The organism is Paenibacillus ottowii (genome assembly GCF_050516475.1).
In the GTDB taxonomy this organism is placed as follows: domain Bacteria; phylum Bacillota; class Bacilli; order Paenibacillales; family Paenibacillaceae; genus Paenibacillus; species Paenibacillus ottowii.
Genome location: NZ_CP191577.1, coordinates 2,202,543 through 2,213,629, shown reverse-complemented (window position 1 = coordinate 2,213,629; position 11,087 = coordinate 2,202,543). Strand labels below are relative to the sequence as shown.

9 protein-coding genes and 1 riboswitch are annotated in these 11,087 nt (G+C 45.1%); of the genes, 3 read left to right on the top strand and 6 right to left on the bottom strand.

Annotated features, from left to right (window positions below; translation table 11 throughout):
* Window positions 1–173 precede the first annotated feature (173 nt).
* Both ACQQ6X_RS10605 and ACQQ6X_RS10600 read left to right on the top strand, forming a co-directional pair.
* The gene (locus ACQQ6X_RS10605; RefSeq protein ID WP_063207928.1) at window positions 174–737 is read left to right on the top strand and encodes a GbsR/MarR family transcriptional regulator; all 564 of its coding nucleotides are present in this window, start codon (window positions 174–176) and stop codon (window positions 735–737) included.
* 152 nt (window positions 738–889) lie between these two features.
* On the top strand, window positions 890–2,371 hold the full coding sequence (locus ACQQ6X_RS10600) for a carboxylesterase/lipase family protein (RefSeq protein WP_305165638.1): 1,482 nt from the start codon (window positions 890–892) through the stop codon (window positions 2,369–2,371).
* Between the two features lie 140 nt (window positions 2,372–2,511).
* Here ACQQ6X_RS10600 and ACQQ6X_RS10595 read toward each other — a convergent pair whose 3' ends face one another.
* From ACQQ6X_RS10595 to ACQQ6X_RS10570, 6 genes are all read right to left on the bottom strand, one after another.
* A complete protein-coding gene (locus ACQQ6X_RS10595; protein ID WP_305165287.1) occupies window positions 2,512–4,542 on the bottom strand; it encodes a methyl-accepting chemotaxis protein in 2,031 nt (676 codons plus the stop codon).
* Between the two features lie 236 nt (window positions 4,543–4,778).
* Entirely contained in the window at window positions 4,779–5,726 is a 948-nt protein-coding gene (locus ACQQ6X_RS10590) for a DMT family transporter (RefSeq protein ID WP_305165286.1), read from the bottom strand.
* A 170-nt stretch (window positions 5,727–5,896) separates the two neighbouring features.
* Window positions 5,897–6,041: riboswitch (FMN riboswitch) on the bottom strand.
* Between the two features lie 76 nt (window positions 6,042–6,117).
* Entirely contained in the window at window positions 6,118–6,810 is a 693-nt protein-coding gene (locus ACQQ6X_RS10585; protein ID WP_305165285.1) for an ABC transporter permease, read from the bottom strand.
* The gene (locus ACQQ6X_RS10580) at window positions 6,803–7,726 is read right to left on the bottom strand and encodes an ABC transporter ATP-binding protein (RefSeq protein ID WP_305165284.1); all 924 of its coding nucleotides are present in this window, start codon (window positions 7,724–7,726) and stop codon (window positions 6,803–6,805) included. Before ACQQ6X_RS10580 ends, ACQQ6X_RS10585 begins: the two co-directional genes overlap by 8 nt.
* 102 nt (window positions 7,727–7,828) lie before the next feature.
* Window positions 7,829–8,773 (bottom strand): sensor histidine kinase, encoded by a 945-nt coding sequence (locus ACQQ6X_RS10575; protein WP_305165283.1) that lies wholly within the window; start codon window positions 8,771–8,773, stop codon window positions 7,829–7,831.
* 1 nt (window position 8,774) lies between these two features.
* Window positions 8,775–9,482, bottom strand: a complete 708-nt coding sequence (locus tag ACQQ6X_RS10570; protein ID WP_149035779.1) for a response regulator transcription factor — start codon at window positions 9,480–9,482, stop codon at window positions 8,775–8,777.
* A 362-nt stretch (window positions 9,483–9,844) separates the two neighbouring features.
* Between ACQQ6X_RS10570 and arcA the strand changes: the two genes are divergently transcribed.
* Window positions 9,845–11,077: an arginine deiminase gene (arcA, locus tag ACQQ6X_RS10565; RefSeq protein ID WP_305165282.1), complete on the top strand. Its 1,233-nt coding sequence runs from the start codon at window positions 9,845–9,847 to the stop codon at window positions 11,075–11,077.
* Window positions 11,078–11,087: the final 10 nt, after the last annotated feature.

Below are 11,087 nucleotides of genomic sequence, written 5' to 3'. Positions count from 1 at the left end.
TTGCGAATTATGATTTTGAACGATCATGCTGTTGTAATATAGACAGAAGCATTGCTTTTGAAACATTTCATTGATATTGAAAGATTTCATATATTGCTTCAAAGCTAATCCTTTACGGGTAAGTCGTTCATACTAGGTTGTGCAAAATGCTCTAAAATTAGGAGGTTGCAAGCATGAGCTTGTACCAGTTAGGTGATGAGCAGCAGGCTTCGCTGCAAAAAATTCGCAAACGTGTCATAGAAGCTATAGGTAAAAACATGGACCTATATGGAATCACTCTGTCTGCGGGGCATTTGTATGGTTTGCTTTTTTTTGCGGATAAACCGATGACGCTGGACGAGATGGGCCGTGAAATGGAAATGAGCAAAACGAGCATGAGTACAGGAGTTCGAACGTTGTTGGACCTGAAAATGGTGAACAAGGTATGGAGCAAAGGCTCACGCAAGGATTTGTATGAGGTCGAGTATGACTGGTATCAAACATTTACTGACTTCTTCGCTATTAAATGGAGAAAAGCAGTAGAAACAAATTTATTGGTACTTCGCAAAGCCATCGATGAACTGGACAAATTGATGGCGCAGGGTGAGGAATACGAGGAATTTAAGGCGATTCTTCAGCAAGACCGTTTGAAAATGAAGCAGGCTGTTGCTTATTACAAGTGGCTGGACCGATTGATTGACTCGATGGAAAGCGAAGAAATTTACAAGCTGATTCCGAAAGAAGAGGTTCGGGATTAATCACGACCCGACTGGCCTGTCTACAAAATGCCGGAGCGCAAAAGCGCTTCCGGTATTTTTTGGTTTGACTCTGTGCAGAGGGTATAATATAGATATGTAAAGATTGTTAGTATACCGTTCAGTTGAACATATGAGATAAAGGAGGGTTCATGATGGAGAGTGTTACAGTACATACTCGTCTAGGTCAATTACGTGGGGAAACGAGGAATGGGTATCATGTATGGAGAGGTATTCCATATGCACAGCCTCCCGTTGGCAAACTACGCTTTCACGGACCGCAGCCGCTGGAACCTTGGGAGGGTGTACGGGATGCGACGAGTTTCGGACCTATCTGTCCGCAGCCCATGCCCTCCGCTGAAAGTATGACCGGAAATCTGGTGGAACCGCCAGAGCAGTCCGAGGATTGTTTGTACCTGAACATTTGGACACCTGCTTCAAAGGCTCCTGAGAAGGGACGCCCAGTGATGGTGTGGATCCATGGCGGTGCCTTTGTCACTGGATCTGGGATCATCCCTTTATATGACGGGGAGCGCATGGCGAAGAATGGCGATGTGGTTGTAGTTACGATCAATTATCGGTTAGGGCCGTTAGGATTTTTGCATTTAACTCCAAAGGGAAATGGGCTGACCTCAAATGCTGGCTTACTGGATCAAATCGCTGCACTGGAATGGGTTAGGGATCATATCTCTGCATTTGGCGGCAATCCAAATGAAGTAACGGTATTCGGTGAATCGGCAGGCGCGATGAGCATTGCCGCTTTATTGGCGATGCCGGCCGCAGAGGGACTGTTTCAGCGTGCAATTTTGCAGAGCGGGGCATCACAGGTGTTGCCAACTTCACAAGCCGAGCAAGTGGCGGCTGTGTATTTGCAGCAACTGGGTGTGGACACTCAGCATCCTGAGCGATTGTTTACGCTGCCAACGGATGCACTGATGCTCGCTATGGCGAAAACGCATGAAGTCATCGGACCAGGGATGGCGATGATTTATCAACCCGTTGTAGACGGAGTCACCTTGCCTGATGTCCCACTGTCGGCAATTGCCCAAGGCTCTGCCAAACGGGTATCCGTTATGATTGGAACGAACTTGCATGAGGGAGACTATTTCATCCGTAAAGAATCCCATCTCATGAACAGGTCAACAGCATTTCAGGCATTGGAAATGATGACAGGCATGTCTGACATTGGCGACCTGATCGAAGCATTTCCAGTTACGATTAAGGGACAGGCACAAATGCTGACGGATTTCATTTTCTGGCGTCCTGCGTTGGCTCTTGCCGCTGCACAGTCGGAGTATGCCTCGGTATGGATGTATCGTTTTGATTGGACACTGCCTGGACATCCAACTTTCGGACAAGCGGTTCACGGTGCAGAGATTGCTTTTGTTTTCGACAATCTGGAGCTGCTGGGCAAGCTTGGATTAGAAATTCAGCCTTCGATGCAGAAGCTCGCTCATCATATGCAGCAGGCGTGGGTTGCTTTTGCACGTGATGGGGAGCCTATGCTGCCTGAGAGGGTATGGCCGGAATACAGCAGGCAACAGCGAGCTACAGCTATTTTTCATCAGGATATTATGGTGGAACATGATCCGGAAGGGGATAGACGCCGCCAGCTAACAGGGCAGATGAACATATAGATATATACGAGACATTGTCGAAATGTTTAACGAAAAAGCCTTCACCCGTAATTTGTATACGGATGAAGGCTTTTGTTAGTAAATAGATTTGGCGCTAATTATGCTTGATTGCATGAAACTTAAATCATGCAGTGTAGAGGTTAAATCTTGAATCGCTTAACAAGCTCTTGCAGATCCTGGGCCATTTTGGACAACTCCTGTGAGGAAGATGCGATCTCCTCCATGGCTGCCATTTGCTCCTGAGCGGCAGCGGAGGTTGTCTGCGAACTGTCCGCCGAATTGCGGGATAGGCTTGCCAAATGGGTAACAGTAGCGGAAACCTCCTCCGTGCTGGCTGAGATTTGCTCAGCAGCAGCGGATACGCTTTGAATTTGCTCCACGATATGAGAAGTAGAGCGTTCAATATTCGCAAATGCACCTTCTGCATCCTGACTAATTCGCAATCCCTCACCTACCTGATTACGAACATTACCGTTCATCGTGGCGGTAGAGCGTTGAATCAAGTCGAGCATCTGCGTAATAATCTGACTGATGGAATCGGCGCTTTCCTTGGACTGTTCCGACAGCTTGCGCACCTCTATAGCGACTACAGCAAATCCACGCCCAGCTTCGCCAGCTCTAGAGGCTTCAATAGATGCGTTCAGGGACAATAAATTAGTTTGCTTAGCAATGGCGGCTATAGCTGAATTCATTTGCTTTGCATCGTCCGAGAGCTGAGATAGCTCATCCATCAGACTAGCCGTTTGGCTTACCGCCTCCAGAATACGGTCCATTTGTGTCCGCACATGGCTGATCATTTGACTACCTTGAGCTACGTCTTGCTCAGTTTCTCCAGCTGAATCCACGATAGAGCTGGCCGATTCAGCAATCGTGCTGACACCCTTCGCCATTTCTTCAACGGCATTAGCGGTTTGCTCGGATGCTTCGGCGCTGGTCGCTGCATTTTCCGCGGATTCCATAACCGTTTCCGCTACATGTTGTACGGACTCCGTCGTTTGCTCTGTGCTCTCCTTGATTATCAGGGAAGAAGATGCAAGTCGGGAGGACGTTTGGTTGACCTCCGAGACCATCGTATGCAAGGAATGTGTCATCTGGTCAAAATTCTGTGCCAGCTCGCCGAACTCGTCCTTCCTAGATAGATTTACACGTTCGGTCAGATTGCCATCACGGACGATCCGTGTTCCTGCTTGCAGCTTCTTAAGTGGGATCAGGAACGAGCGGACCATGAGCACAATAATGATTGCAGCGCCCAGTATGGAAATAACAATTACAATCAGGCTTTGCTTCAGAATTGGCTGAGCTGCATCACTGTAATCCTCCAGATCTGACAGTGCGACAATGTTCCAGCCAGTGAGCGGGTCCTTAAGTGTAAAGGCCTGCACGTCCCGCTTCATAAATTGAATTTGCGACACGGAAGGAGTATTATTTTCTCCGGTTGCCGCCACTTTGGGAAGTCCCTCCATGGTGTCAGCTGGTTTTTTGCCTGTCTTGTCAAAGGCTGCTCCAGCTCCAGATACAACCTTATGGTCAGAATCAACAATGATGAGTCCTCCGCGTTCGCCTATCTTAACAGACTGCAGACTGTCCCCCATCTTGTCCAGATTCAAAGCCAATGCAACAGCCCCTTCACCGTTCTTCAGCGTTGCCGATACATTAACTACTAGGTTCCCTGTCGTAACGCTGGCAACTGGAACACCGACAAATATGTTGCCCTTATGTAGCATCGCGTTTTTGTACCATTTTCTCTCCCTAGGATCATAATCAGCCTCCTTTTTTATCGGAGAACGGATATATTCTCCTTTCGCATTGCCGAGGAGCGCGGCATCTAACTCAGGATGAGCTTTGACGATGTCATCCAACTTTTTCTGAAGGGCTTCTTGATCGGAACCAATGGAGTCAGCCTGGATTTCACTGGTAAGAACGTCCACGTCCTTCATGATCGGTGATACATACTGATTGACATTGCTTTGGATCAGATACAGATTCGTGTATACGGAACTAGCCATTTGCTGACTGAGCTGTGTCGTAGCCCCCTGATAAGAAAAGTATCCAATAAGTAAGCTCGGAATCAATAACACAGCCAAAAAAGAAATGATTAATTTTGTCCTCATTAAATAAAACTGCTTGAGAAACCTGTTCCACCACGGAACTGTTTGTTTTTCTTTAGTCATGTTTTTTCTCCTCTGTGTCTGATGGTCACTACATTGTTTTATTCGACAGAAATCGACTAATTTTATAGATGTAATCTTAAAAATTGAGGAATCAAGGCATGTTTTAGATATTTTTTTTGAAAAATAGTTCTTAAGAACTAATCGTGATATGAATATGAATACATAAAAAGCCAAATCGGAGATGCAAAAGCATCTTCACGATTTGGCTTGGGTGAGCATGAAAGGGAATCATGCTATTAATTTTTCTGTTGACGAGAAATCATAAAGAGTGTAATCCAGATCAGCATAAAACCAGTCAATTGCGCTATGGTAACGATTTGCTGGAAAGCAATCCAGTTAATCACGACACCAACCATGGGAAAGCTCAATTCTGCCATCGTAGCATAAGAAGCTTTGGTTGTACTTAAGCCTTTGTAGTACAGTAATAAGCTGAGAAGACCCGGAAGCAATGCCTGCAGCAGCAAGTTAATAATTACAGCGGCGCCCGCCCATGTACCTGTAGGCATATTCCACGGAGCATGCTCCACAGAGGTGAGAACAATGAGCAGAGGGAGCGCCACCATGAAGCGGAGAGAGGTTACCGTCTCATATTTCATCGAGCGAAGCAAGTAGCTGCCCATAACGGTCGAGCCGCCCCACAGAATTGCTGCACCCAGCGCAAGCAAACTACCGACGTGAACAAAATCATGAACATGCCCAAAGGGTAGCGACCAACCGAAGGTCAGAAGATACGTCCCGAACAGGGCGATAACAATTAATACTCCAAAATGACGCGGCAGCATTTCCTTCAATATCACGCGGGCCAGAATAATAGCGACTAAAGGCTGGAGCTTCTGGAGCAAAAGAACTGCATTCAGATCACCGTTGCTGAGTGCCATGGTGAAAATCACACTGGCCAGTGCCGAGCCGCCCCACGAGACAAACAAAATAGCGAAAACTTGACGAAAACGTATCGTTTTGAGCTCCTCGCGATGCTTCCACAGCATCGGTGTCAGAGCGATAAAGAGCAGCACATGCTCCATCAGTACGATTTGTGCTGAGGTAAATGATTTTAGCAAAATAATACGAAACAGCGGATCTGCGCCCCACAAGGCCGCTCCAATTGCGACTAGCCAAAAACCGCTTTTCATGTGGGAGCTACGATCAAAACCTTTGGATGATAGTACAGTTGATGATTGACTCATTCTTAATTAGCTCCTTGCGAATACAGGACCGGTGGCACAAAAACCCCCGTCCATGGCGAAGGCCATGCAAGACGGGGGTTGATCAAATAAACTTGCCGCTTTATGCAAGTTAAATGAAGCCACTGCATAACCATAATGCAGTATTCATCGACTTTGCGGCATGTTCCTACTTCGATCTTCTTCCATCCGGACTTTACCGTCGGCTTTGGCATCTCACCAAATCAGTCCGTATCCTGTTGCCAGATACAGAGTCGCGGGCTTAGCTCCATGAGCCATACCGCCGGTTGGGAATCTCACCCTACCCCGAAGATCCTTATTCCGTTTTTAATTTCTCCTATAGGATATACCTGTTTTAGAATGAAGTCCAGTGAAAAATGTGTGTATATTGTTACTAGGCAATATCCTTATACTCAATGCGCCGAATGGCTGCATAAGCTACAAGCATGCCCAGCACAGAAAAGCTGATTTGCACGGGGGCAATGGAGCTAAGGGTAGCACCGTTATTATTGGAGAAAAGCAATGCTACAATCAGAATCGAGGTCACAATAGTCGTGGGTACAGAGTATCTTCGCATTCCCATATACAGTGGAACCAATCCCATAAAACTGGCGGCAACAGCATTGATTAGCGTGCGCGCTAATTGGTCGGTTAGTATGGAAAGAGTAAGCTTATCCGGTACAATTATGACAAATTGGTTGAGCAAATGAATCGCAGCCGTAATGATGATTTCCGATATTACAATAGACAAGAACGTAAACAGCAGTACAATCAAGAGCTTGGCGATCATTAGCTTTTGACGATGAATCGGATACATGAACAAGATTGTAATCGATTTGGATTTAAATTCTCCTACGATAAAACGGCACAGTAGAACGGAGGCAAATACAATAAACGTGGCCCTCACTATATTGTCCATAAGTTCGAGAAGCTGAGCGTACTGTGTAAATTCGGGTACTCCTTCATTTTGGCTGTCCAGCGCAATAATACTGATTAACCCTAGTATGCAGGCGTTGGCGATCAGCGCTGAACGGATATAACCCACCAGATGAAGCTTTTTCATCTCCAACTGTATCAATTTAAGCATGGTGATCCCCTCCATGTAACAGACGTAAAAAGTAGTCTTCCAGCGTACTGCTCTTCTGATGAATGGAATCGACCTCTACATCATTTAAAATGAGCGTTTTCGTAATTTGCTTCTGCGGTACACTAGTATCGTAAATACGTATACTTTGTTCGTTGAGCACCTTTATATTATTCAGACTCAGATGATGGGAGAGGACGTAGGCTGCCTTTTTGCAATCGTTGGTTGTAAATTCGATATATTCCGTATTGGCATCCCGTACCTGTTCCATCGAAACTTCCTCGATCAGCCGTCCGTGATTAATTACACCTATCGTATCTGCAATCTGCTCAATTTCCGCTAAAATATGACTGGACACGAGCAGCGTCATCCCATATTCCTTGCATAGCATATGGAATAACTGCCGAATTTCCTTGATTCCCACCGGGTCCAGACCATTAATCGGTTCATCCAAAATGAGTAGCTCCGGCTTGGTCGCAATGGCTCGGGCAATCCCGAGACGCTGCTTCATTCCTAGTGAAAAGTCTTTTACCGGCTTGTCATCTGCATTCCGCAAGTTCACTAATTCCAGTGCATCCCGGACAGCCTGCTTATTATAATAGCCCATGTATTCACAATGAAGTTCGAGATTTTGCTGAGCTGTCAGCCTTTCATAAAAAATCGGATATTCAATAATCGAACCCATCCGTCCGAGCAGATGATAAGACTGTGGCGTTAGCTTTTCACCGAACAATTCAATCTCGCCCAAAGTCGGCTTGAGCAGATTGGTAATCATTTTCATCACCGTCGTCTTGCCCGCTCCATTGGGACCGAGAAAGCCATAGGTTTCTCCCTTGCGCACATTCATACTGACCCCTGCTACAATTTCATTGCCCTTCAGAGTTTTGGTCAGCTGATGTGTACGTACTATGTAAGTCATGGGTGTTCTCCCTTCGTATACTGTTGATATTTCAAGAATAAAGGGCGAAGTGTTCATTTTTCTTTCGTAATTCTTACAAATTTATTAAGTTGAGCAATTCGCTTAATAGTTGATCTTCTTCAAGGTAAAAGAGAAGACGGTCTGCTCATAGGGTTTGCTGGTTAATTGCATCTCTCCGTTCATGCATTCAACCAGGCGCTTGGCAATCGTAAGACCCAGTCCACTGCCCTGTACCGCTTTATTACGCGAATCCTCAAGTGTGTACATGCGTTCAAAAACCTTATCCTGCTCCGGCTCCTGTATGCCTTTTCCACGATCCCACACCTCTATACGCACTGTATCCTGCTGTTCTAACAGCCTCAGGCCTAGCGTTCGACCTTCTGCACCGTAGCGAATGGCATTCGAAATGAGATTGCTCAGCACCCGCCCAATGGCTCCTTCGTTCCCCAAGGCATGTATGGGATGCTCCGGGATATCAATATGTACCGTAAACCCCTGAGCCGTCAGCAGATCATAAAACTCCAAAATGCTGCGTCTGCACAGTTCTCCTATCTCCAGTCGGGTCAGTGGAATGTCAGTATCGTTAGCTTCCAGCTTCGCCAAGTTAAAAAAGCTTCCAATCAACTCAATCGCCTCGCTGGTCTTTTGATGAATTCTGGATAGCAGCTTTATACGTTCTTCCGGCAGTATATCCGGATCGCCATCCAGCATCTCGGCATATCCAAGCACAACGGTAAGCGGGGTCTTGAGATCGTGGGAAATGTTCGAAATCATTTTTCGCATAGCGATTTGGCTTCGGTTGTAATCGGCTGATACCCTCAAATTTAAATCTAGTAACCGGTTGATTTCCGTCATGAGTCGCTGCAGTTCCACGTCACCTGTAACATATAGCAGCTTTTCCGCATGATTTACGGTCACGATCCGCTCTAGTAGGGTTCGAACATTCTTGATTTTGCGCTTATAGGCGACACGTTCTCGCCACAGCCATAGGATAACGACGGACATCATAAGGACGACAATCCATTCGAAAATGTTTTCGATGTTCATATCAACCGTTCTCCCATTTGTAACCGATGCCCCACAGTGTCTTAATGTGGACAGGGTGAGAGGGATCTTCTTCAATTTTCTCACGCAGACGACGAATATGGACGTTAATCACGTTCTCATCCCCCATATAATCGTCTTTCCAAATAAATCCGTATAGTTGAGCTTTCGTAAATACCCGGTTCGGATTGGATGCAAACAGCTTCAGGATATCGGATTCTTTGGCTGTTAGCTGAATTTCATTTTCATCACGTGTGACTGTAAAATGATCAAAATCAATGCGCAAATTTCCATAGGTCAACACTTGTGCTTGCGGCTGTTCCTCCTGCTGTTGCAGACGAGCATAGGTAGTCGATCGGCGGATTGCGGATTGAATACGTGCCGTCATCTCAAGCATCGAAAAAGGTTTGGCAACATAATCATCTGCCCCGAAGCCTAGTCCAAGCGCTTTATCCACATCGCTATCCTTAGCCGACATAATCAGAATCGGCACGGCGCTGCGGGTACGAATTTGCCGGATTACCTCCATACCGTCAACCTTTGGCATCATCAAATCCACGAGGATCAGGTCGTAAGTATGACGTTCAAAGGCAATAAGCCCTTCTTCCCCGTCATAGGCGGTGGTTAAATTGTAGCCCTCCTTGGTGAGTGCTTTTAGCAGCATTTCAGCAATAGATAGGTCGTCTTCAATAAGTAAAATATGCTGTGGCATAGGTGTGGAACACCCCTAATTTTTAGATTAGCTCGTGTGGCGAACTGTATCTGAATTATATAGAGCGGTGGAGGGGATTTCCATAACATTATCCCAGAATAATTAAAACTCCCGGGATTGCCAGGGAGCTGCGTCACTAACAATTGCACCATCGCATTCAGAAGAAAGACTTAATTCAATCATAATATGGAATAGATTTCGCAAATCAGCGGGTTTATAAAAATACAGGTTTTTATGAATCTAAAAGTAAAATCGTGAAATATTTCACAATAGAAGTGTTGGCATTTGCACGAGACGGGAAGCATGGACCATGTATGATGCACTTGTAAACATCAAAAATCAAAAAAAAGGAGGTACGACAAATGGAGCATCCATTGCATGTTGCTTCGGAGATTGGGGAATTACAAACGGTTTTATTAAAACGTCCGGGACAAGAATTGGAAAACTTAACGCCGGATTATTTACAGCCGTTATTATTTGACGATATTCCCTATTTGCCGATGATTCAAAAAGAACATGATTATTTTGCCCAAACCTTACGCAATCGAGGAATTGAAGTTCTTTATTTGGAACAACTTGCGGCTGAGGCATTAGTGGATGAAAAACTGAGAGAAGAATTTGTTGACCAAATGCTAGAAGAAGGAAGGGCGGAGGGAAATGTTTCACATCGAATTTTAAAAGAATATTTACTTTCCTTCTCCAATGAAGATTTAGTTCAAAAAATAATGAGTGGTGTCCGAAAGAATGAAATTGAAACGAGTAAGAAAGTGCAACTCCATGAATTTATGCAAGATCATTCTCCATTTCATCTAGTTCCACTGCCAAATTTATATTTTACCCGCGATCCTGCAGCAGTGATTGGGGATGGATTAACGATTAATAAAATGAGAGAAACGGCGCGAAGACGTGAATCATTGTTTATAGAGTATGTCATTAAACACCATCCGATATTTACTAGTCATCATGTACCGATTTGGCTGGACCGCAATTATGAGTTTCCAATCGAAGGCGGAGATGAGCTCATTTTAAATGAAGAAACCATTGCTATTGGTGTATCAGCCCGTACCTCAGCTAAAGCCATTGAACGTTTAGCCCTAAATCTATTTAGCCGTCAAAAAAAATTCAAGAGAGTACTAGCCATTGAAATTCCAAAGTGCCGGGCATTTATGCATTTAGATACCGTATTTACGATGGTTGATTATGATAAATTTACAATTCATCCAGCGATCCAGGGACCGCAAGGAAATATGAATATTTATGTTTTAGAGAAAGGTCCAGATGAGGAGACACTTAAAATTACCCATCACACCTCTTTAATGGAATCTCTAAAAGAGGTTTTGGGCTTAAAGGATTTGGTTCTTATTCTTTGCGGAGGAGGAGATGTAATAGCCTCTGCTCGTGAACAATGGAATGACGGATCCAATACATTAGCCATTGCGCCCGGAGTAGTTGTTACGTATGACCGTAACTATGTATCCAATGCTTTATTGCGTGAACATGGTATTGAGGTAATCGAAATATTGAGCTCGGAATTATCCCGTGGCCGCGGGGGACCACGTTGCATGAGTATGCCCATCGTTCGGAAAGATATTTAAATCATAGAGA